Origin of the sequence: Pseudoalteromonas sp. S1727 (assembly GCF_005886375.1) — a bacterium.
In the GTDB taxonomy this organism is placed as follows: domain Bacteria; phylum Pseudomonadota; class Gammaproteobacteria; order Enterobacterales; family Alteromonadaceae; genus Pseudoalteromonas; species Pseudoalteromonas haloplanktis.
On the sequence record NZ_PNDT01000005.1, the window covers coordinates 90,267 to 111,676 of the forward strand.

Sequence of the window (21,410 nt, forward strand, 5' to 3'; positions counted from 1 at the left end):
ACTATGGCACTTTATAAAATAATCAAATAATTAAAGCGAAATACCGATATTTGTTTGCCCATCAGCGATAGCATGCAGCTTTAGTGCTTTAACATTTTCAGCCGTTACTCTGCCCATCTGCTCAACAAAATCAATGAGCTCACCTAACACTTCAATTTCATATTGCATTAATGGATGCTCACGTACCGCAGTATTATCAGCCAGCTCCCCTGTCACTGTTAATTGATACTCAATGAAACGTGCAACGGTTGCCTGCGATATTTTACTAATACTGATAAACTCTTGCTCATCTTTAGCAATTAGACCATGCATTAAACCTAACAGAGCAGTCGCAGCATCGATAGCAGGGTACGTTCCGAACATATCAAAATCAGCAAGTTCAGGGACATTCGGCTCAATTTTTTCAATTTGCTTTTCAAGGCTTATTTTACTTTTCGGCAGTAATATTTTTTCCCAGCAGAGGTTAAGTGCACTGCGCAAAACAGCTTCATCACCAAACCCTGTCGCTTCACTGAATAAACCATAATTAGGTAACATGCGTTCAATTAATGCTGCCGCAAGTACCGCTTGTTGCAAATAGTTAAGCTCTCGAATGCGCTGAAAATTATTCGCTTTAGTCATTATTAGGTGTCCTACAAGACCAACAAAAATCAAATGTTGGCCCATTATGCTCATTACAATTGGGGCATACCCAATCAGGAGCTGATTGTTGTACTTGAGTGTAGTTTACCAATATTTGTCGCGCCTGGCGCTCTTTAATCGCAAAAACCTGCACCCTAACCTGAGTTTGCTCTAAAGGTATTTCACCTACTGCTCCTTGTAATGACTCACCAAGTAATTGGCAGTCAATATTATTGTTAAGAAATAGTCCTTTCACAATATTTGCTTCTATCGCATTCGCAGCGCAATAGATTGTTAACCATTCAAATGGCGCTTGCTGTGTATCGTTATTTATTTTATTTTGCAATGACAACCTCTTTTACTTTGCGAACTAATTACCCTAAGCTACTCTAAGCAAAGTAATTGTTATATAGGAAATAATCATGACCCTCACAACGCCTGGACTGCTTTTCCCTGCAATCTCTTTGTTGTTATTAGCGTATACCAACCGCTTTTTAGTACTCGCACAATTAATTCGTGAACTCAATGCCCGTGAAGGCGATACTATACGACCACTCGTCGTTGCACAAATCACTAATTTAAGAAAGCGCATTAAACTAATAAGAACCATGCAAGTGTATGGCGTTGCTTCTTTTTTGATGTGTACACTGTCCATGTTTGCACTCTTTATCGAGTTTAAAACTACGGGAGTGATTTTATTTGGTGTGAGTTTAGCGTGCCTTGCATTGTCATTATTAACATCTTTGTATGAGATTCATATTTCATGTGATGCAATTGAAATTGAACTTAAAAACATTGAAAAAAAACCACTGAGCAGTAAGGCAGACTAAAAAACAGACACTATACTCTTTAGTACGATGATAAAACTAAAGGTGTAAACGTGAACGACTTTTTATTTTCAGAAAATTCCCCTGAAGAGTCAGAAGCTCTTACACCACAAGCTTTCTGGGATATTCTCGTCGTTGATGATGAAGATGATATTCATCAAGTTACCAAGCTTGTGTTATCAGGTTTTACCTTTGAAGATAAAGCGTTACGTTTTCATCATGCTTATTCAGCTCAAGCCGCAAAAGAATTATTACGCCAAAATCTGGACTTTTCAGTTGGCTTAATCGATGTTGTCATGGAAACCAGTCATGCTGGATTAGATCTAATAAAATTTATCCGCGATGATCTAAACAACCACGATATTCGGCTTATCTTACGCACCGGCCAACCAGGTGAAGCCCCTGAAGAATCTGTGATCCGTGAATATGATATTAACGATTACAAAAATAAAACTGAATTGACTGCAATAAAAATGAAAACTTTATTGTATTCTGCTTTGCGTGCACACCGCGACATTCAAATTATAGAGCGACACAAAAAAGGCCTAGAAAAAATCATCAATGCCTCTAGCTCATTTTTAAAGTGTGATAGCGTGCATGAATTTGCATCAACTATTTTATCTCATGTAACCAATGTGATGGGCTTAGATGATACTGAAATTTATTGCGCGGCGGCGGTTAATCAACAAACCTCTCCAGCTACCGATTTTAAGCTACTGGCCGCATCCGGTGTAGAGCCTGAGGCTAATACCAACACACTACCTGATGATGTAAAACAGCTGTTTGTTGAAGCCCATAACCGAAAATCATCTCAAAAAACCACGCGTGACTATATTGGTTATTTTCCCACCCAAGCTGGTCTTGAAACCATGCTCTACGTACGTAAAGGTTCATTATTAGAAGCTACGGACTACCAACTTCTCGAATTTTTTGCCAATAACATTGCACTCGCTTACGATAACCTTAAACTGCGCGAAATGATGAAGGAGTCGCAAAAAGAGTTGTCCTATATCCTCGGCGAAGCCGTTGAGAAACGCTCAAAAGAAACCGGGTCGCATGTTAAAAGAGTCGCGCATTATAGTGAATTATTAGCTAAGCTATACGGATTAAATGGCTTTGAATGTGAAGTTATAAAACTCGCCTCTCCTTTGCATGACATTGGTAAAATCAGTATTCCTGATCATATTCTCAATAAACCCGGCAAACTTGATGCTCAAGAATGGGCTATTATGCAAACTCATGCCGAAATAGGCTACGACATTCTAAAAAATTCAAGTAACGAAATTTTAAAGTGTGGTTCAATGATAGCTTACCTACACCATGAAAAATGGGATGGTACTGGCTATCCTAACCAACTGGCAGGTGAAGACATTCATATTGTTGGCCGCATTACCGCACTTGCAGATGTATTTGATGCATTGGGGAGCGATCGTTGTTATAAAAAAGCATGGCCTCTTGAAGATGTGCTTGATTTAATAAAAAGCGAAAGTGGTAAACAGTTTGAACCTAAACTTGTCGATTTATTTATCAATAATTTAGTACTTTTTTTGGAGATAAAAGAGCGTTATCCTAACTGATAGTTGTAACATTTGTGTAAAATGCACTTTTCAAATTAGGTACAATGAATTACTATCTATTAAGATAAAATCAATTATGTTCGCCACTAGTGCGGCTTACTTATACAAAGGACTATAAAAGTGAGATTTGAACAATTAGAGCAATTTGTAGCATTAGGTCAGCTACGCCATTTCCGCCAAGCGGCCGAAACAACCAAAATCAGCACCTCAGCATTAACACGCAGTATTCAAACCTTAGAAGATGAAGTTGGCTATGAACTGGTCAAACGCTCAACTCGTTCTGTGAAATTAACGCCAGAGGGCGAGCTTTTTTTAGAGTATGCACAAGACACACTCACCAAGCTTGAAGACACTAAAAAACGTTTATTCCAATCGCTTAATGGCTGCTCAAATGAAAAGCTAGTTATTGGTTATACCAACAACGCCAGTGCTATCGTACCTATTTCATGCGGGCAATTTTTAGCACAATATCCACATGTTAAAATCGAAATGCAATTACAAGAGCAAAGTGAACTTGTACGTAAACTACAATTAGGTGAAATTGATATTAGCGTGTGTTCACAAGCGGTAAATAGCATAGGTAATGATATACACTTACCTGATCAATTGATTTTGTTCGTTGCAAAAACCCACCCTCTTGCCAATAAGACTGATCTCTGCAAACAAGATTTAGCTGACTACCCTATGTATAGTTGCTTTTCACAATCAAAACAAGTCCAAACAATGCTAAATGAAGCTGTTGATAGCTTGAACAAAACGAGTAGCATTAAAGTAGGCAGCATTGAGCAAGTAATGGATGGGTTATGCAAATCAAATCATGTTGCTATTAGTAGTATTGAGCATGCCAGCTCGGTCTCTGAAAATAGTAACTTAGTCCAGCTAAAGACCAATAAAAATTTAGCCCACGAGCAGTTGATCGTACAAACTAGTCAACAAGTTGCCGTTGGTGATCCAATAAATCAATTACTGTCACTAATAGAAAAGACAGCGCTATCAATAAACTCTTAAATGTATCAATTTAAAACCAAGTCAAAAGCATTAGTTTGGCTTGGTTTTAAATCTGCAGTAGTATCTTCTATTATTTTTAAGCTAAACTACGCACCTTCACTGCTATATAGTACAATTAATGAGCCTTAATTTTATCCCTGAACGTTATTTAACTGACATCGAAACTAATGGCTATGCTGTAGTTGAAAATATGTTTGACGCTGCACTGACAAACGCGTTGATGCATGACTGTTATCGCATTAACCCTAGTTTTAAATTAGCGGGAATTGGACGCCAACAAGATTTGCAGATAGACAAAAGCATACGTTCTGATAAAACATTTTGGTTTGACGGCAGCAGCCAAGCTCAGCTTGATTATCAAGCCGCGTTAGAAGATATTAGAATTAATTTAAACCGTTATTTCTTTTTAGGTTTATTTGATTATGAATGTCATTACGCTAAATATCAGCTTGGTGATTTCTATAAAAAACATTATGACGCATTTAAAGGTCGTTCTAACCGTGTATTTACCACGGTATTTTACTTAAATACAGTGCAATCAGGTGGTGAGTTAGTCATTTATAAACCTAAAAGTAAAGAAATAGAGGTAACGATCCAACCAAAAGCCGGTACTTTGGTGATGTTTGAAAGCGAACGTTTTATGCATGAAGTATTACCTACCGTAGATGTTCGTTATTCTATTGCAGGCTGGTTTCGTAAAAACACCTCTATCAGTGGTATTATTGATCCACCGCGCTAACTCTATAAACTGAATGGTAAAGATGTCATTAAACCAACAAATATTACCATACCAACATAATGATTGTTTAAGAAGGCTTTAAAGCATTGCTCTCTATCACGGCTATGTATTAGCCATTGTTGATAAATTAAAAAACCACTCGCGACACATAAGCTGAGCCAATAAGGCATGGTTAATTGGCTCATATATCCAATCAAAGCCAATAAACCAACAAAGATACCATTTAGCGCAAAAATAATGATTCTATCTGCGCTACCAAACAATATTGCTGTCGACTTTACACCAACCTTTAAATCATCATCTCTATCAACCATTGCGTACATAGTATCGTAAGCAACTGTCCAGGCGATATTAGCCGTAAACAGTAGCCAAGCCAGTAGAGGCACACTGCCAGTCACAGCCATAAAGGCCATCGGAATAGCCCAGCCAAATGCAGCCCCCAATACAACCTGCGGTAACTGAGTGTAACGTTTCATAAATGGGTAGCTAAATGCCAATAGTAATGCCCCAAATGAAAGCAAAATAGTTTGCCAACCTAAAAATAGCACCAGTATAAATGCGATGAGGATCAGTAAGAAAAATAAGCTCAGGGCTTCACCACTACTCACCATACCTGCTACGAGAGGCCTTTGAGCTGTGCGCTTTACAGCACCATCAATGTTACGATCAGCAAAATCATTGATGACACACCCAGCACTGCGCATTACAAATACACCTAAACTAAATACGATTAGGTAAAGTAAGCTTGGTATACCAGCACTTGCCAACCAAAGAGCCCAATAAGTAGGCCACAATAACAGTAAGGTGCCAATGGGCTTATCAATGCGCATTAGTTGCTTATAATAAGGTAGATGAGCGGTGTGTAATGCAACTAGTTTCATAAATATAAATAAGCCTCCGGCAAAAAAATCTCTGCAACTAAAAAACGGCTTTGAGCTAACGAAAAAACACTACGACGCCCCCATAGCGGCTTTGTCACTTCTGAATATTGACTTACAAGTTGCTGCACAGGATGCAGGCAATCAAACTGCGCGACTTCTATTTCAGTGCGTTTTAGGTCTGGATGCTGAAAAATCACATCGCCCAATGGCCTATCTCCCAGTGCCAATAACTGCTGTCGTTGCATAGCATCACTAACAGGCAGCCAACTTTGCGCATAAACCATAGGTTTAGCATCACAAAGTAATAAAACTTCACGGTTAATAGCTAACGACTGAGAACACGCTAATAATTGTTGTTGTTTGTGGGTGAGTGAAAAGGTTTGTTCATTTAATACCTGAACCGTAAATTCAGTACAATGTTGTTTTAATTTGGCAGTCAATGAATTGGGTTCAAGTAACCAGTCTTGCTCAATGCCTGACAAAGAATTGATTGATGTGCCTAACTGCCAATTTGCAGCTACAGAAACAGGAAAAGTGATCACGCTAACTCTATTTAATAACAACCTTATAAATGATACCACTGCCTGCGCTTAGGAAAAAGTGATGATTAATGAATATAATAGCTTCATCAACCTGTATCTTAGCTATTATTACGTATAGACTAATAAGTATTAATCGCATGGCCTATTACTGAATATGAAAAAAACCCTTTACGTTGGTATTTTAATTAGCACTTTGCTTGTTAGCTTATTTAGCAGTTTTATGAGCCGTGCAGAATCTACCGTCGGCTACTTTGGCTTTGAGCCCGATATTATTACTAATTACATCGGCCAAGGTAATAAAAAACTGGGGTATGTACGTATTACAGTTGATTTAATGCTCAGCGATATGTCAACTATTGCTATTGTTGAGCACCACACGCCATTACTACGTGATGCGTTAGTGGAAATTCTATCTAAAGAGCCTGAAGAAAAAATTAAATCACTGACTGGCCGAGAAGAGATCAGAAAACGCTGTGCGGATAAACTCAAAACCCTGCTAAAACAAGAAACAGGGCAAGAGATCATCCGCGAAGTATTATTTACTAAATACCTCTATCATTGAGGTTTAACTGTATTTTTAGTGAATAACTGAGCGGTAAACGCATAAGCCATACCGCTTACTAAGCCACCTAAGTGTGCCCAATTAGCCATACTTACAAACAACATATCGCCAAAGCCAAGTACCAACCAAATCAACATAAAGCCGATAATACCATTGGTTACTAAAGCTGGCTGTTGCGGATTTAGAACTCGATGGATCCAACAAAAACCAAGCAAGCCATAAACTACACCACTCAAGCCACCAAAGTTTGGACCTACCATAATAAACTCGGCCCAATTACTAAATAGCGCGGTCACTAAAAAAAGCCCCATTAAAGTACTTTTACCACTGAGCTTTTCAATGCCATCACCTAAAGTGATCCACCACATAATATTAAACACTAAGTGCACCGCAGTAAAATGCACAATTGCCGGTGTCAGCCAAGTTAACGGCTGGTCGGGTTTAAACTGTAATGCACTATAAATTGACTCGAAGCCACCCATTAAAAACGCCAAATAAATGCCTACACAAAGAAGGGTGACGGTTTGATTTAACCAGCTGAGTGCTTTAAAGCGTGTTTTTAAATTTAATCCTTGGCCTTGGTATGTGAGCGGCGACTCAGTACTGCCTACTTGCCATGATGCTTCTTGGTAACGTACATGGTTTGGATTTTCAACGAATGCTAACCATAATGGTTGTGCTTGGTGAAAGTGCTCTGGGGCAACACAAATAATAACCGTGGTGCCATCCTCTGAGCGTAACTCGCCATGTATCCCTTGGCTTTTTATATAATCAATGAAACCTTGCGCAGCACGTGGGTTATTTATACTGCCAAGCTCTATCATTGTTCTACCTGCTCTGGTAGCTGAACTTCCCACTGGGTAAAGCCGCCATCCATACTATATACATCTTCAAAGCCCTGTTCAGATAAGTAATTAGCAGCACCTTGTGAACTCATACCGTGATAACACACAATAATAATTGGCTGGTCAAACTCTTTGTTCATCATAAATTCGCCAATATTAGCATTTGATAAATGTTCAGAGCCTGGAATATGTCCTGCTTGATACGAATTAGGATCGCGGATATCTGCAATAACGACATCTTCGCGGCCTAACATAGCTTGTGTTTGTGCAATTGAAATATGTTTAAATGCCATAATACTCTCTAAATATAAAAGGCGACCTAAGCCGCCCTTCTTAACGCCTAAATTGAATTAATCCCAATTTAGAATAACTTTACCCGATTGACCTGAAATCATCATATCAAAGCCAGCCTGGAAGTCATCTATTGAATATTGATGCGTAATGATTGGGTTTAGATCAAGCCCTGATTGAATAAGGCTGGCCATTTTGTACCAAGTTTCAAACATTTCGCGGCCGTAAATCCCTTTGATCACTAAGCCTTTAAAAATAACTTGGTTCCAATCAACTGCCATGTCTGATGGCGGAATACCTAGCATGGCAATTTTACCGCCATGGTTCATGTTATTTAACATACCATTAAATGCAACCGGCACACCTGACATTTCAAGTCCAATATCAAAGCCCTCTGTCATACCAAGCTCTTTCATTACATCTTCAAGCTTTTCATTTGCAACATTGACGGCACGAGTCGCCCCCATTTTACGGGCTAAATCTAGGCGATATTCATTAACGTCAGTAATAACAACGTGACGAGCCCCCACATGCTTAGCCACTGCCGCTGCCATAATACCAATTGGCCCTGCACCTGTGATCAATACATCTTCACCCACTAAATCAAACGACAATGCCGTGTGTACAGCATTACCAAACGGGTCAAAAATAGAGGCTAGCTCATCGCTAATATTGTCTGGAATTTTAAATGCATTAAATGCTGGGATCACTAAATATTCTGCAAATGCACCTTCACGATTTACACCTACACCCGTTGTATTTCGGCATAGATGAACTCGTCCTGCACGACAGTTACGACAGTGGCCACAAGTGATATGACCTTCGCCTGAGACCCGGTCACCTACACTAAAGCCACGTACTTCTTGGCCCATATCAACTACTTCACCTACATATTCATGGCCTACCACCATAGGGGTAGGAATGGTGTTCTGCGCCCATTCATCCCACTTATAAATATGTACGTCAGTACCACAAATCGCAGTTTTGCGAATTTTAATTAATAAGTCGTTATGGCCAACTTCAGGTTTTGGCGCATCAGTCATCCAAATGCCTGGCTCTGCTTTTAATTTAGATAATGCTTTCATGAATCACACTCAATAAAAAAAACCGCTGCAAAGGCAACGGCTTAAAATAAATTAATTAAATAACACCCATTTCTTTACCAATACGGGTAAAGGCGTCAATTGCGATATCTAATTGTTCAATACTATGCGCTGCTGAAATTTGTGTACGAATACGTGCTTGGCCTTTTGGTACAACAGGGAAAGAAAAACCAGTCACGTAGATACCTTCTGCTAACAATTTATCTGCCATCGCTGATGCGATTTTAGCATCTCCTAGCATTACTGGAATTATCGCGTGATCTTTACCGGCACAGGTAAAGCCAGCCGCTTCCATTTGCTCGCGGAAGTATTTTGCGTTTGACCATAACTTAGCACGTAACTCACCACCGTTTTCTAGCATTTCAAGCACTTTGATTGATGCAGTAACAATTGAAGGAGCCAATGAGTTAGAGAATAAATAAGGACGAGAACGTTGACGCAACCATTCAACAATTTCTTTTTTACCTGATGTATAGCCGCCCGATGCACCACCAAGCGCTTTACCTAAGGTGCCAGTAATAATATCGACACGGTCTAACACATTACAGTACTCAGGTGTGCCTTTACCATTTTCACCAACAAAACCAACGGCATGTGAGTCATCAACCATAACAAGCGCATCATATTTATCAGCAAGATCACAAACTGCTTCTAAATTACAGATCACGCCATCCATAGAGAACACGCCATCGGTTGCAATAAGTTTTGTTTTTGCACCCGCTTCATCAGCGGCAATCAATTGCTTTTCTAGGTCAGCCATATCGTTATTTGCATAACGGAAACGTTTAGCTTTACATAAGCGCACACCATCAATGATCGATGCGTGATTTAACGAGTCGGAAATAATCGCATCGTCTGCGCCTAAAATTGTTTCAAATAACCCCGTATTCGCATCAAAACACGATGAATATAAGATAGTGTCTTCAGTTTCTAAAAATGCACTGATTTTTTGCTCTAACGTTTTGTGAATGTCTTGCGTTCCACAAATAAAACGCACCGATGCAACACCAAAGCCATGCGCGTCTAAGCCTTGCTGTGCGGCTTGAATAAGCTCGGAGCTATTTGCCAAACCTAAGTAATTATTAGCACAAAAATTAATAACTTGGTCGCCAGAAGCTACTTGAATTTGAGCTTGCTGCTGTGATGTGATCACTCGCTCATTTTTATACAAACCTTCGGCTTTTACTTCATCAATTTGCTGCTGAAGCTGGCTAAAAAACGCAGATGCTCTCATCTGAAATCTCCAATTTATTGAACGGGGCGAGCGAACATGAATTAACACGGCTCATCTATGCGGCTATTGTAAAAGTTTAGTCAAACAAATGCACTGTTTGTAGTTCATCGCATAAATAAGGAACTGACAACTTATGCTGCCAGTTTACATTCGGTTATAGCAGTAATGCGGGTAAATCAGCTAACGAATCACAAACATAATCCGCCGAGTCGATAGCTAGGGCATCAAACTTTTGCCCTGACCGTACCAGCACCCGGGTGCCTATAGCAGCTTTACTTGCCGCTTGCATATCGCTGAGTTTATCACCCACCATAATACTTTGAGTGACATCAACATGATGTTCAGCAATACCTTGTAATAGCATGCCTGCTGCTGGCTTGCGACAATCACACAGTTTTAGATAAGCTGGTAAGGCTTTTTTTGGGTGGTGGGGGCAAAAATAAACATCCGCGACAGTGACTTGATGCTCAGCAAATTGACTTATCATCCAGTGTGTCAATATATGAAAATCAGCCTCAGAATAATAACCGCGGCCAATCCCTGATTGGTTAGTCACGATGATCAGTTTATAACCCGCATCGACAAACGCTTTACATGCGGCAAACACGCCAGGCACAAATTCAAACTTATCAGGCTCATAAACATAACCATGATCAATATTAACCACACCATCACGATCTAAAAATAAGGCTTTATTAAAACGACTCATAACTGCTCTTTTTTTACCACAAGGTCAAACATCAAGGTTACTTCATCAACTGTTATTTGACTCATTAAGTCACTGCCTTTAATTCGCGTGCCCCAAGGTAGTTGTTCAGCCGTTTTACCTGTTTGCTTGAGTAAGTTTTGATGGTAAACCTCAACAACATAGTTTTGATATAAATAAGGCCCTGTTCGCTTTGGGTTTGAATGAGCATATAAACCAATTACCGGTGTGCCCACGGTTACCGCCATATGCGCAGGACCAGTATCAGGAGCTAGAACTAATGCCGCTCGCTTTAATACACATAACAGTTGCTTAAGCTTTGTTTTACCCACAAGGTTAACAATAGGTGTGCTAGTGGCAGCGATAATCTCATTACTGAGTGTCACTTCAAGCTCAGTTGGACCGCCAGTGATCACCACATGAAAACCTTGGCTGTGCGCATGCTCGGCAAGTTTGGCGTAACGCTCTGCAAGCCAGTTACGTTCTTTTTTACTCGCGGCAGGTGAAATCACAAAAATGCGCCCGGCTAATCGCTCTGCGCCAAGTAATTCATCCGCTGTTATTTGGTCCTGCTCAGTGACGGGCATAGCCCAATTAGGCTGATAATCTGCAACACCTATCGCTTGTGCAAAACCTTTAAAGCCTTCTAACACATGAGCCTGCTGCTGCGCTGCTATACGTTTATTAATAAATAAACTATGTAATTCTTTAGAGCGAACCCAATCAAAGCCAATTTTAACTTTCGCAGGGATACAACGCGCGACTAAATTAGCCCTTAATGCTACTTGCATATGCAGTAACACATCAAATTTACGGCCTTTAAACTGCTGTTTTAGCTGTTGATAAGCCGCCTTCCCTTGCTTTTTATCAAACACCACCAGCTCAACACCGGGTAAATCTGCCAGCAACATGGCTTCAACTTTACCAATCACCCAGGTGATTTTTGCATTTGGGTGCGCTTTTTGAATCGCTTGCACCGCCGATACAGCATGACAAACATCACCAATTGCGGAGAGTCTTAAAATACAAATATCTGAATAGGTGATTGAGTCAGTCACAGAAATCCTTAGCTTATGCTTGGTAATAGTAATGATCTTAAATTAACTACTCGCTATTGCAAGTACTTATACTCAGCTTTAAAACAGGTTAAGATACCGTTATCGCCTGTAATCAAGTAAATACATTATGTTTAACCAACAAACCATTAATGAGCACATCATTTTAAGCCACCCTGAATACAGTGCTTTAATAAGCTTAAATTGGTTTGATGCTGAGTACTGGCAGCAGCAGGATAAGATCGTTGGTACCAAAAAAGGCCGCGCGACAGCATGGTTTTTTTGCCATAACGACCTAACAGCCGTGCTTAGACATTACTGGCGTGGCGGCTTAGTAGGTAAAGTATTAAGCGATCAATACCTTTACAGGGACGTTGCAAAAACCCGAGTATACCAAGAATTTGCGCTGATGATGCGATTGATCAAGCTTGGTTTAAACGTACCAATGCCAATTGCAGCAAAGATCAGTGTAAATGGTTTAATATACCGCGGTGATATTATTACTCAAGCCATTGCTGGCGCACAAAGCCTGTTAGATGTGCTAAAAATACGTAATTTAACTGAGCTGGAATTGCTAAAAATTGCCGAGACAATTGCTAAATTCCATAACAATGGGGTGTATCATGCTGATTTAAATATAAATAATATTTTATTTAATGAAGCGGGTGACGTATTTATTATCGACTTTGACCGAGGTGAATTAAGAACTCCACACCTTAATTGGCAACAAGCAAATATGGCTCGCCTTGCTCGCTCGTTTAATAAGGAGCAAGGACGAAATCATGTTATGCATTGGCAGCAAAGCGACTGGCAGCAGTTACACGCAGCATACCAGAGCGCCCTTAAACATAACCGTTAAGCCTTTATTTTACTGATTACTTTTGATGTAGAGCAGCCATTTAAAAACTCCAACACCTCGACTTTGCCACCATGGCGAAGTACATGTTCAGCACCCGCTATTTGCTCTACAGTGTAATCGCCTCCCTTCACTAAAATATCAGGGCTTATAAGCTCGATTAATTTAGCTGGTGTATCGTTTTCTTCTACGGCACCAAATGGGATAACCCAATCGACTGATGCCAAAGCGCTCAGCACCATAGCTCGCTCATCCAACGGATTAATAGGACGCTCAGGGCCTTTCAAACGGGTGATTGATTCATCGTTATTTAAGCCGACGACTAAACGATCTCCTCGTGCTTTAGCTTGCGCTAAATAGCGTACATGCCCAGCATGAAGAATATCAAAGCAACCATTTGTGAACACAATTGTTTCACCATTTTGCTTTGCAAACTCAATATGCTTTAGCACATCATCAAATGGCGTTTGATAATGCTCACCGGTCTTTTGTAAATATTGACCTAGTTTGCGGCTGAGCTCTTCTGGCGATACCGTTGCAGCACCTAATTTACTCACTGCAATACCGGCAGCTAGGTTGGCAATCTCAACGGCATCTTTAGGCTGCATGCCAGCACCTAACATTACCGCAAGAGTTGCAATAACAGTGTCGCCTGCTCCCGTTACATCACTTACTTCAAGCTGCTGTGCAGCAAAATCATGCTTTTCATCAGCACTGATAAGCGACATCCCTTGCTCTGAACGAGTTAAAAGCATTGCTGCAACACCGGCATCTTTAATGAGTACCCGTGCGCTATCAGTCAAGCTTTGTTCTGAATCAGTTTTACCACCAGCAAGTTTAAACTCATTCAAGTTGGGAGTAATATAGTCAGCACCATGATATAAATTTAAATCTGGTGATTTAGGATCAATTAATACAATTTTACCTGCTGCTTTTGCAACTTGGATCATCTGTTGAATTAAACTCAATGAGCCTTTCGCATAATCAGAAAACACCACGAAATCATATTGATCTAATACCAACTCTAACCGATTAAGTAGCAATTGACTGTGCTGGTCGGTAAATGTTTCTTCTAAATCTAACCGCACCACTTGTTGATGACGACTGATCACACGCATTTTTGAAATCGTTGGTAAATCACACACACTTACTAGTTGTGAGTCAATGCGCTCATCGGCCAAAATATTTTCTAAAATTTGCCCACTTTCATCTTCACCAATAAGACCAAGTAAGCCAACCTTACCATCTAACCGAGCAATATTTTTTGCTACGTTTGCAGCACCACCCGCTTTGTCTTCAAACTTACTGACTTTGACAATCGGCACTGGCGCTTCAGGAGATATACGCCCAGAGTCGCCATGCCAATAACGGTCCAGCATTACATCACCAACCACTAAAATTCTTGCGTTAGAAAGGTTCTTAAATAACCCTAAATCCATTAATTTTGCCCCGCTACGACCATATCGATGGCTTCACACAACCAATGACCAATAAACATATGCGCTTCTTGAATCCGCGCTGTTTCATCATTTTTAATAATAATAGGTAATTTTGCGATGTCTTTAACTTTGCCGCCATCGCGACCAGTAAAAGCAACGGTAAAGGCACCAATTTCATTTGCTGCCGCAAGTGCTAAATTTATATTAACGCTGGTGCCAGAGGTCGTTAAACCAATCACTAAATCTTCAGGTTTACACAATGCCTGTACTTGACGCTCAAATACCGTATCAAAGTGATAGTCGTTACTGTGCGCAGTTAAGATAGAAGTATCTGTTGTTAGCGCCATAGATGCTAATGGACCACGTTCTAATTTATAACGTACCACAAACTCCGCCGCTAAGTGCTGCGCATCTGCTGCGCTGCCACCATTACCAAACCAAATCACTTTACCACCCGCTTGTAAAGTACTGTGGCAAACCTCAAGTAATTGCATAACTTGAGGATGGTATGTTTCCATCGTTTCAAATAATACTTGGTGACGAGTTAAACTTTCAAGGTAGCTGGTCGCTACAGAATCAATTTTAGACATTTAAAGTCCCCTCAAAATAAGTCTGACTAATTACTACCAAAAAAGTGCCACGGATAACCACGTATAGTTATCACCGAACACATCTTCACCATAGGTCAACGTAGTTTCAATATTGTACTCTTGCCATTTGCGGTTATTACTAATTTGCAGCTCAATGGCTTGTTCATAATCATTGCTTACTATTCCAAACTCATCAACATAACCACTTTCATTATCAATTAAGGTAAATTTTACACGCCAGAACGAATCCGCTAGCGCAGCATAAGTTGCTTCTAAACTATGTGAAATTGATGGTACAGCATCATATAAATAGCGCTGATCTGCTAAATAATGTCCTATGACATAGCCATCCTTTGTATTACCATAAGTGGGGTATATATAGTTTCTATACCACTGAGCATGCATATTGGTATACTCATAGCGTAGTGATAGATCATTTGTAATTTGAGGTAAAAACACCCCATAGCTATAAACAATATTACCAAATTGATAGTTTTTATGCTCCTTTGTATCTTCACCGCCATATTCAAAATACAGTTCTATTGGCATTCCCCAATTAAAGTTTATAACATTGGTTATTGACGCAAACTGATCACCAAGCTCATTATCTGGACCACCAGCAAGTTCACCATTATCATTTCCTGCAGGATCAAAAAACGCTTTTACTACATCGCTGAAGCCAACTTCACGGGGACCACCACCAAATTGCATCATGCGGTTTAAGCCAATTTTCCAGCCCGAAACTGGCTCAATACTAATATGTGTTCCTGCTAAACGAGGGGTGCCATCATGCAGCTCACCTTGATATAAAATCCCTTTTTCAACATGCTCAAGCTCGGAGTAATAGAGTTCAAAATCAAAGTTCCACCAATTATGCGCCGGTGCCACCATACCTAATGAAATTGACGGTGAAGTACGGGCATTGGTAGAAATAATTTGCGCTGATTGTTTAAATGGCGAAAACCAATGTTCCTTATAGCCGATATTTAGTTGTAGATCATCACCAGCAAAACTTACAAAGCTATTATAGTTCACAAATTTATTTTGCTTAGCGCGGTAATCCACCCCAACTTGCATCAAGGTATAGTCATTCGGACGCCAAATACCTTCAAAAAATACCTGCCCCCATTCGTCAGAACTCACACCTCGTTGATTAGCAAGTTTAGTTGATTTGTCTCCATCAACTCTAAGTTTCACACCAACGCGAGTAATATTGTCACTACCTTGGTAAGGTTTGATTTTCGCACGTATAGCTGCAACTAAACTCGGTTGTGAATCTTGCAATTGAGTCAGTGCGGCTTCAACTTCAGTTAAACGATACGGTTTAGCCATCGGTGTGCCAGTGCTAATCGCAAATAAAGTATCGAGCTGATGATCAAGCTGTGCATCCATACCAATCGGTAGATACGCAGTAGGTGTTGCAAATAAAGGAAATGCGCAACTTATAAAACTGCTTAGAACCGCGGCTTTTATCAATTTTAATTTCATAACAACTATATTTTTCACAAAGGTGCTGAAATATTACCAAATTAGCCACAACTAAACACTCAAAACTCGCAACTGGAACGATTTTTAACAATTTCGCATTTTGCTCAGCAGATATCCGCGTTATCATTAACATTTATAATTTGAGGCTAGAAAATGGCTCGTTTTTTTTATTCGCTGATTCTTTATCTGCTAAGCCCACTTATTGTCTTTTATTTGTATCTGTTAAGAGGTAAAAAAAATCCTGGCTACCGAGAATATTTTGCAGAGCGGTTTGGCCTTATTAGCGAACAAAAAAATTCAACTATCGTCTTCCACTGCGCCTCTGTGGGTGAAGTGTTAGCTGCATCGCCATTAATTAAACAATTACAAAGTCAGCTGCCAACTTACTCCTTAATGATCACGTGTAATACACCGACAGGACGGGAGCAAATATATAACAACTTTAAAGACTCGGTACAATGCGTCTACTTACCACTTGACTTCCCATGTGCAACTGCGCGATTTTTAAAGCAAGTAAAACCCGCTATGCTGTGTATTTTAGAAACCGAGCTGTGGCCAAACTTACTTGCACAAAGTAAACAACGTAATATTCCGGTACTGGTACTTAATGCCCGCTTGTCAGAGAAATCTCAACGTGGTTACCAAAAAGTAGCGCCGCTGACGCGAGCACTGATGGCTTCTATCTCAGCACTGGCAAGTCACAACCAAGACGATGCCACTCGCTTTATCGAGCTAGGCCTTGATGCAGAAAAAGTACAAGTAACAGGGTCGATTAAGTTTGATATTAAACCTACCGCTGAACAGTTATTAAAAGTTGAAACTTTAAAAGCACAATACAATAGTCAGCGTTTTATTTGGGTTGCTGGTTCCACCCACCCTATTGAGCATCATTTAATCTTAAACGCGCATCAACGCCTTTTAGAAGTAGCTCCAGATGCATTACTGGTTATTGCCCCGCGCCACCCAGAACAATTTGATAAAGTTGCGGAATTACTCCACGAGTCAACTCTGAGCTTTAGCCGTCGTAGTCAAAATGACTATCACAACGAGCATGTACTCCTTGGCGATACCTTGGGGGAACTGCAATGTTTATATGGTATGGCTAACATAAGCTATGTCGGCGGTAGTTTAATTGAGCGCGGTGGGCATAATCCGCTCGAATCAGCGGCTTTCTCTGTGGGAGTATTAACGGGCCCACATACTTATAACTTTAACCATGTTTACCCAGAGCTAATTGCCCTTGGTGGAGCTAAACAAGTAGCCAGCACGGATGAATTAAGCTTGCAACTAATAGAGCTTTATCAACAACCCGTTCGTTGTAAAAAACTAGGCGAGCAAGCCGCAGTGTGTGTGGCTAATAACCAAGGTGCAATTGCGAAAACAATTGCTATTATTAACCACTATTTAGAGCCTAATCGTGACTGATCAAACATCATTAAGTTTACCAGAACAACAAACCCGCGAATGGGTTTCAAGTGTCATTGTTAAATACAATTTCTGTCCATTTGCCCGTAAAGAAGTGGAAAACAATTGTATTCACTATCAAACAAGCCAAGCCACCAGCATTGATGACGCCGTGATGGAGATGATTGAGCAGTGTATTGAACTTGACAGGCAGCCAACACGAGAAACGACATTATTAATGTTTGAACAAGGCTTCGCTGATTTTGAAGCGTTTTTAGATTTAGTGGATTTAGCAAATGCATTACTTGTTGCACAGGGCTTTGAGGGCAAGTACCAAATAGCTAACTTTCATCCTGATTATGTATTTGCCGATAGCGATGAAAGTGATGCCGCCAACTATACGAACCGAGCACCTTTTCCAACCTTGCATTTAATTCGTGAAGCCAGTATGAGTGCCGCATTAGATGAGTACAACGAGCCGGAATCTATCCCTGAACACAATATCAATTTAGCACGCCGTAAAGGCATCGACTTTTGGCAACAATTACTTGCTGGATGCAAAAAACCGAGCGCTTAACAGCTCGGTTCTCTCATAATATAGCTTACTTTTTAACCCACTCGCCGTTCACTTCAATAAAGTGACCAGATTGAGTTTTTTCAATCGTTTTCGCTGCCGCTAACGCTTCAACTTGAGCAAGCGACAGATTATTTTTTTTCGCCAGCTTTAAATATTGTGCTTTTCGTTTTTCATTGATTTCATCAACAACCGCTTTTGCTTCTGCATTTTGTACCACAAGGCCCAAATAACCCGAGCTATCCTCCCCCACTAAACCTTGGTTCTTAGCATCATCTAAGCTAATTGCCCACGCCGAGAACGACAAGCAAACGGCACTCAACAATGTGATTATATTTAATTTTTTATTACTTACTCTGCTCATAATGGTTCCTTAGAATAATTCGCTGTCATCACTAAATAAATTATCGAGCTCTTTATCAACTTTTACGCGGATCTCATGATCAACTTTTACATTTAAGTTGATTGTTATTGGCTCTTTTGCTGCCACCTCAACACGATGCGTGCATGCACTGAGTAAACCCAGTGCTGTTATTATCACTAACCATTTAGTCATTATTACTTCCTTTTGTTGAATACTCTTGTTCAACCTTTTGTGTAATTTCATCACTTAAGCGTAATGCTCGTAATAGCGTAAACACATTTTCTTCATGATTGTAGTTAAAGTTAACTTGCTGCGCTTGTGGTTTATTATAACCTTGTAAATTAACGCCTAAGGTCATCCAACCATCTGGTTTTAAATTAACACTACTTTTAATACTTTGAATATCTAAATCTTCAAGCAAACCAAGTATAGGGCTAAGCTCTTGCTGCTGTGCTTTGACCGCATTAAAAGCGGCATTATTAGTAATAAGTAGCTTCGCTGCACCTTGGTTTGTGAGCTGCCCCTCTTTCACTTCTATACCTAACTCAGAAAAATATACCGGTAATGTGCCAGTAACTCGCCCCGTTAAACTGATCCCTGACTTTTCATCAAGCGTGATCACTTTACTTGCATCAATATTTTTAAATGTGACTAACGCTTGCTGAGGCTGCTCAGTCACTCGGTACTTATCAAGTGTAAAGCTGCCTCCCATCACGTTACCAGTAATAGCTGTGATGGCAGGTTCACTATTATTGATCTGCAATTGCCCAGTTATCTTTTCAACAATCGCACCAGCACGAAGTTCATTAATATCAAATTTAGTCGGCTTAACATTAAGCAGGCCTGAATCATACTTCCCTACCAATTGACTACTAAAGCCATTGATCAGGTAATCTGTATATAGGCCATTAATACCACTTAACTGTACAGTGATATCAGCGGCCAATAAGTTAACATCTCCTTTGACATGGGCTGAAACAGAGCCCCCCGTTAATGTCGCAAGCGGAGCAAACTGATGTAAAATGGGGTTAAATCGTGAAACCGACTGTTCAGGAATAATCACTTCCACAGGGTGTGCCGTACTACTCATATGATGTGTAACAATCACTTTAATATCATCAATCATTACTTGATGCGAAGCCTGCAATGCACGGCTTTGCATTGCACGAGAGCTTACCTTGATATTGTTAAGGTCAACTGCCTCACTTTGTAATACTGCTAAAGTAGTTTCACTGCTAATATCAATAAACAGCTCTCCAACTCCAAGGTCACCAGAGGCATTCAAGTTATTTGTTAGTTGCGTTAATTTATAATCGCTGAAACTCACTGTATCGACTTGGCTGGCGAGTGCAGCTGTTGTATAACGCTGTTCATTAATTGTTGCTGCCAGTGTTCCTTGATACTTGCTTACAGTGAGTTCATCAACAGCCAACTTCCCAATCGCTAACTTCGCAGACAGTTTTCCCTGTGCTGTAGTCAAAAACTCTTTTACAGTAAACTCGCCGTTACTGGTTATGTTTTGTGCATCTACGGCAATAAAATCAGGTAACTGCACTAGATCTAATTGATACCTGCCTACAACGCCATGATTAGCCATGTTAGTAGTTATGCTAAACTTTTTAATGTCATCATTTTGCAGCGAAAAAGCCAGCTCGGCTTTTAGGCTGTTGGGCAGATCATTACTATTTACATCGAGATTATTTATTCTTAACTCACTTGTAGCAGCAACAAAGTTAATCGCATCTAGATTCAGGCTGCCATCCTGCCAGCCAATTTGGTCAGGTAATTGCAACTGCCAATGAAGTGGAATTTGCTTGGCAATAAATTGCTGTTGCTTAGTATCTGCTGTTAACCTTGCAATTTGCTGCAAGCAATTTTCTTGCGCATCTAGCGAGCTTGTTAATTGCTGCGCATCCAAAATTAATCGCTGAGAGTTTAAATCATACTGGCTGCTTACATGGCCATTGGCCTTAAATATAATTGCACAATTTTCAAGTTCAGCGACGTATTGGCCATCTATCTGTGAATCAAGCGTTAAACTTAAACCATCAAAACTAAAGCGATTTTGACTATTAAGATTCAAGTTAACAATGTGTCTTACCTTGCTCACTAACTCATTATCAAGCTTCACTTGCCCTGTTATACGATCTGTAAATAACGACGCACTAGCGGTGATATCTCCACTAACCACAAATTGATTCAAAAGGGGTTCATTTATACTGATAGTCAAGGGGTTGGCTAGCTGCGGATATGAGATCACTAACCGATTAACCGTCAGTAAAGGTCTACTTTCAATAAGTGTTAACGCCAATTTTTTTGCTGTGGATGACTCAGCAGTAGACGTTGGAGTTGTTACGCTAAGATTGGCACGGTTAATAGTAACCCGCTTGGTATTAACCGTTATATCAGCTAATTCAAGTTGCTGCCCTTGGTAGCCAATACACGCTTTTTCTATATGGAGATCTAAATTGCTTGTTAACGACCAGTCCAAACAATGCAATTCAACACCGGATTGCTGTAATGAAGGGGCCGCAAAATGCAAAGTGAGCGGCATGCGAAAAACATAACCAAGTGTCAACACACTTAGCAGTAGAATGAATAACCCCCAACCTACACGCTTAAACATATTATCCTTAAATAAATTTTGACCTTTGACCTTTGACCAGCATAAACAAAAAAGGCTGCACAATGCAGCCTTTTATTC

At 40.1% G+C, this 21,410-nt stretch carries 24 protein-coding genes; 8 read left to right on the forward strand and 16 right to left on the reverse strand.

Annotated elements, in window-relative coordinates; translation table 11 throughout:
* Positions 1–30 precede the first annotated feature (30 nt).
* Positions 31–621: a YjaG family protein gene (locus CWB85_RS01090; RefSeq protein WP_138553842.1), complete on the reverse strand. Its 591-nt coding sequence runs from the start codon at positions 619–621 to the stop codon at positions 31–33.
* Positions 614–967, reverse strand: a complete 354-nt coding sequence (locus tag CWB85_RS01095; protein WP_016708345.1) for a putative signal transducing protein — start codon at positions 965–967, stop codon at positions 614–616. The genes CWB85_RS01090 and CWB85_RS01095 overlap by 8 nt, the downstream gene beginning before the upstream one ends.
* A 76-nt stretch (positions 968–1,043) precedes the next feature.
* Between CWB85_RS01095 and CWB85_RS01100 the strand changes: the two genes are divergently transcribed.
* The 4 genes from CWB85_RS01100 (at position 1,044) to CWB85_RS01115 (ending at position 4,772) form a co-directional block, all read left to right on the forward strand.
* Positions 1,044–1,451, forward strand: a complete 408-nt coding sequence (locus CWB85_RS01100) for a DUF2721 domain-containing protein (RefSeq protein ID WP_016708346.1) — start codon at positions 1,044–1,046, stop codon at positions 1,449–1,451.
* A gap of 50 nt (positions 1,452–1,501) precedes the next feature.
* A complete protein-coding gene (locus CWB85_RS01105; RefSeq protein WP_138553843.1) occupies positions 1,502–3,025 on the forward strand; it encodes a DUF3369 domain-containing protein in 1,524 nt (507 codons plus the stop codon).
* Positions 3,026–3,145: 120 nt separating this feature from the next.
* A complete protein-coding gene (locus CWB85_RS01110) occupies positions 3,146–4,033 on the forward strand; it encodes a LysR family transcriptional regulator (RefSeq protein ID WP_138553844.1) in 888 nt (295 codons plus the stop codon).
* 118 nt (positions 4,034–4,151) lie between these two features.
* The gene (locus CWB85_RS01115) at positions 4,152–4,772 is read left to right on the forward strand and encodes a 2OG-Fe(II) oxygenase (RefSeq protein ID WP_016708350.1); all 621 of its coding nucleotides are present in this window, start codon (positions 4,152–4,154) and stop codon (positions 4,770–4,772) included.
* A 2-nt stretch (positions 4,773–4,774) separates the two neighbouring features.
* Here CWB85_RS01115 and ubiA read toward each other — a convergent pair whose 3' ends face one another.
* Together ubiA and CWB85_RS01125 are read right to left on the reverse strand one after the other, a co-directional pair.
* Positions 4,775–5,653, reverse strand: a complete 879-nt coding sequence (gene ubiA, locus CWB85_RS01120) for a 4-hydroxybenzoate octaprenyltransferase (protein ID WP_138553845.1) — start codon at positions 5,651–5,653, stop codon at positions 4,775–4,777.
* Positions 5,650–6,195 (reverse strand): chorismate--pyruvate lyase family protein, encoded by a 546-nt coding sequence (locus CWB85_RS01125; protein ID WP_016708352.1) that lies wholly within the window; start codon positions 6,193–6,195, stop codon positions 5,650–5,652. The genes ubiA and CWB85_RS01125 overlap by 4 nt, the downstream gene beginning before the upstream one ends.
* Positions 6,196–6,349: 154 nt before the next feature.
* On the opposite strand from CWB85_RS01125, the gene CWB85_RS01130 reads away from it, so the two are divergent.
* Positions 6,350–6,757: a flagellar basal body-associated protein FliL gene (locus CWB85_RS01130; protein ID WP_016708354.1), complete on the forward strand. Its 408-nt coding sequence runs from the start codon at positions 6,350–6,352 to the stop codon at positions 6,755–6,757.
* Here the strand turns inward: CWB85_RS01130 and glpG are convergent.
* The 6 genes from glpG to CWB85_RS01160 form a co-directional block, all read right to left on the reverse strand.
* Positions 6,751–7,581, reverse strand: coding sequence for a rhomboid family intramembrane serine protease GlpG (glpG, locus tag CWB85_RS01135; protein ID WP_138553846.1), 831 nt, complete (start codon positions 7,579–7,581; stop codon positions 6,751–6,753). The genes CWB85_RS01130 and glpG overlap by 7 nt on opposite strands.
* A complete protein-coding gene (glpE, locus tag CWB85_RS01140) occupies positions 7,578–7,895 on the reverse strand; it encodes a thiosulfate sulfurtransferase GlpE (RefSeq protein WP_016708356.1) in 318 nt (105 codons plus the stop codon). The genes glpG and glpE overlap by 4 nt, the downstream gene beginning before the upstream one ends.
* A 57-nt stretch (positions 7,896–7,952) precedes the next feature.
* Positions 7,953–8,978, reverse strand: coding sequence for an L-threonine 3-dehydrogenase (gene tdh, locus CWB85_RS01145; RefSeq protein ID WP_016708357.1), 1,026 nt, complete (start codon positions 8,976–8,978; stop codon positions 7,953–7,955).
* Between the two features lie 55 nt (positions 8,979–9,033).
* Positions 9,034–10,230, reverse strand: a complete 1,197-nt coding sequence (locus tag CWB85_RS01150) for a glycine C-acetyltransferase (RefSeq protein ID WP_016708358.1) — start codon at positions 10,228–10,230, stop codon at positions 9,034–9,036.
* 154 nt (positions 10,231–10,384) lie between these two features.
* Positions 10,385–10,939, reverse strand: a complete 555-nt coding sequence (gene gmhB / locus CWB85_RS01155) for a D-glycero-beta-D-manno-heptose 1,7-bisphosphate 7-phosphatase (protein WP_138553847.1) — start codon at positions 10,937–10,939, stop codon at positions 10,385–10,387.
* Entirely contained in the window at positions 10,936–11,994 is a 1,059-nt protein-coding gene (locus CWB85_RS01160; protein ID WP_138553848.1) for a glycosyltransferase family 9 protein, read from the reverse strand. The genes gmhB and CWB85_RS01160 overlap by 4 nt, the downstream gene beginning before the upstream one ends.
* A 127-nt stretch (positions 11,995–12,121) precedes the next feature.
* Here CWB85_RS01160 and CWB85_RS01165 point away from each other — a divergent pair, with 127 nt between their 5' ends.
* The gene (locus CWB85_RS01165; protein WP_016708361.1) at positions 12,122–12,850 is read left to right on the forward strand and encodes a 3-deoxy-D-manno-octulosonic acid kinase; all 729 of its coding nucleotides are present in this window, start codon (positions 12,122–12,124) and stop codon (positions 12,848–12,850) included.
* On the opposite strand, the gene hldE is transcribed toward CWB85_RS01165, so the two are convergent.
* From hldE to CWB85_RS01180, 3 genes are read right to left on the reverse strand one after another with little or no spacing between them, the layout of a single operon-like run.
* A complete protein-coding gene (gene hldE, locus CWB85_RS01170; protein WP_138553849.1) occupies positions 12,847–14,286 on the reverse strand; it encodes a bifunctional D-glycero-beta-D-manno-heptose-7-phosphate kinase/D-glycero-beta-D-manno-heptose 1-phosphate adenylyltransferase HldE in 1,440 nt (479 codons plus the stop codon). The two genes, CWB85_RS01165 and hldE, sit on opposite strands and share 4 nt — an antisense overlap.
* A complete protein-coding gene (locus tag CWB85_RS01175; protein WP_138553850.1) occupies positions 14,286–14,876 on the reverse strand; it encodes a D-sedoheptulose-7-phosphate isomerase in 591 nt (196 codons plus the stop codon). The genes hldE and CWB85_RS01175 overlap by 1 nt, the downstream gene beginning before the upstream one ends.
* A gap of 33 nt (positions 14,877–14,909) precedes the next feature.
* Positions 14,910–16,364, reverse strand: a complete 1,455-nt coding sequence (locus tag CWB85_RS01180) for a capsule assembly Wzi family protein (RefSeq protein ID WP_138553851.1) — start codon at positions 16,362–16,364, stop codon at positions 14,910–14,912.
* A gap of 153 nt (positions 16,365–16,517) precedes the next feature.
* On the opposite strand from CWB85_RS01180, the gene waaA reads away from it, so the two are divergent.
* Together waaA and CWB85_RS01190 are read left to right on the forward strand one after the other, a co-directional pair.
* The gene (gene waaA, locus CWB85_RS01185) at positions 16,518–17,789 is read left to right on the forward strand and encodes a lipid IV(A) 3-deoxy-D-manno-octulosonic acid transferase (protein WP_138553852.1); all 1,272 of its coding nucleotides are present in this window, start codon (positions 16,518–16,520) and stop codon (positions 17,787–17,789) included.
* Positions 17,782–18,345, forward strand: coding sequence for a DUF1415 domain-containing protein (locus CWB85_RS01190; protein WP_138553853.1), 564 nt, complete (start codon positions 17,782–17,784; stop codon positions 18,343–18,345). Before waaA ends, CWB85_RS01190 begins: the two co-directional genes overlap by 8 nt.
* Positions 18,346–18,370: 25 nt before the next feature.
* Here the strand turns inward: CWB85_RS01190 and CWB85_RS01195 are convergent, their stop codons facing one another.
* From CWB85_RS01195 to CWB85_RS01205, 3 genes are read right to left on the reverse strand one after another with little or no spacing between them, the layout of a single operon-like run.
* Positions 18,371–18,706 carry a YdbL family probable chaperone protein gene (locus tag CWB85_RS01195; RefSeq protein ID WP_138553854.1) on the reverse strand — a complete coding sequence of 112 codons (336 nt, stop codon included), beginning with the start codon at positions 18,704–18,706 and terminating at the stop codon, positions 18,371–18,373.
* 9 nt (positions 18,707–18,715) lie between these two features.
* Entirely contained in the window at positions 18,716–18,898 is a 183-nt protein-coding gene (locus CWB85_RS01200; RefSeq protein WP_016708368.1) for a YnbE family lipoprotein, read from the reverse strand.
* The gene (locus tag CWB85_RS01205; RefSeq protein ID WP_138553855.1) at positions 18,891–21,332 is read right to left on the reverse strand and encodes an intermembrane phospholipid transport YdbH family protein; all 2,442 of its coding nucleotides are present in this window, start codon (positions 21,330–21,332) and stop codon (positions 18,891–18,893) included. The genes CWB85_RS01200 and CWB85_RS01205 overlap by 8 nt, the downstream gene beginning before the upstream one ends.
* Positions 21,333–21,410 lie beyond the last annotated feature (78 nt).

What these genes read in the sequence shown, in the direction of transcription:
- tdh (WP_016708357.1), bottom strand. Translation starts at nt 8,978, where the DNA reads ATGAAAGCATTATCTAAATTAAAAGCAGAGCCAGGCATTTGGATGACT.
- CWB85_RS01165 (WP_016708361.1), top strand. Translation starts at nt 12,122, where the DNA reads ATGTTTAACCAACAAACCATTAATGAGCACATCATTTTAAGCCACCCT.
- CWB85_RS01175 (WP_138553850.1), bottom strand. Translation starts at nt 14,876, where the DNA reads ATGTCTAAAATTGATTCTGTAGCGACCAGCTACCTTGAAAGTTTAACT.
- CWB85_RS01180 (WP_138553851.1), bottom strand. Translation starts at nt 16,364, where the DNA reads ATGAAATTAAAATTGATAAAAGCCGCGGTTCTAAGCAGTTTTATAAGT.
- CWB85_RS01195 (WP_138553854.1), bottom strand. Translation starts at nt 18,706, where the DNA reads ATGAGCAGAGTAAGTAATAAAAAATTAAATATAATCACATTGTTGAGT.
- CWB85_RS01200 (WP_016708368.1), bottom strand. Translation starts at nt 18,898, where the DNA reads ATGACTAAATGGTTAGTGATAATAACAGCACTGGGTTTACTCAGTGCA.
- CWB85_RS01090 (WP_138553842.1), bottom strand. Translation starts at nt 621, where the DNA reads ATGACTAAAGCGAATAATTTTCAGCGCATTCGAGAGCTTAACTATTTG.
- gmhB (WP_138553847.1), bottom strand. Translation starts at nt 10,939, where the DNA reads ATGAGTCGTTTTAATAAAGCCTTATTTTTAGATCGTGATGGTGTGGTT.
- hldE (WP_138553849.1), bottom strand. Translation starts at nt 14,286, where the DNA reads ATGGATTTAGGGTTATTTAAGAACCTTTCTAACGCAAGAATTTTAGTG.
- CWB85_RS01150 (WP_016708358.1), bottom strand. Translation starts at nt 10,230, where the DNA reads ATGAGAGCATCTGCGTTTTTTAGCCAGCTTCAGCAGCAAATTGATGAA.
- glpE (WP_016708356.1), bottom strand. Translation starts at nt 7,895, where the DNA reads ATGGCATTTAAACATATTTCAATTGCACAAACACAAGCTATGTTAGGC.
- waaA (WP_138553852.1), top strand. Translation starts at nt 16,518, where the DNA reads ATGGCTCGTTTTTTTTATTCGCTGATTCTTTATCTGCTAAGCCCACTT.
- CWB85_RS01130 (WP_016708354.1), top strand. Translation starts at nt 6,350, where the DNA reads ATGAAAAAAACCCTTTACGTTGGTATTTTAATTAGCACTTTGCTTGTT.
- CWB85_RS01115 (WP_016708350.1), top strand. Translation starts at nt 4,152, where the DNA reads ATGAGCCTTAATTTTATCCCTGAACGTTATTTAACTGACATCGAAACT.
- CWB85_RS01100 (WP_016708346.1), top strand. Translation starts at nt 1,044, where the DNA reads ATGACCCTCACAACGCCTGGACTGCTTTTCCCTGCAATCTCTTTGTTG.
- CWB85_RS01205 (WP_138553855.1), bottom strand. Translation starts at nt 21,332, where the DNA reads ATGTTTAAGCGTGTAGGTTGGGGGTTATTCATTCTACTGCTAAGTGTG.
- ubiA (WP_138553845.1), bottom strand. Translation starts at nt 5,653, where the DNA reads ATGAAACTAGTTGCATTACACACCGCTCATCTACCTTATTATAAGCAA.
- glpG (WP_138553846.1), bottom strand. Translation starts at nt 7,581, where the DNA reads ATGATAGAGCTTGGCAGTATAAATAACCCACGTGCTGCGCAAGGTTTC.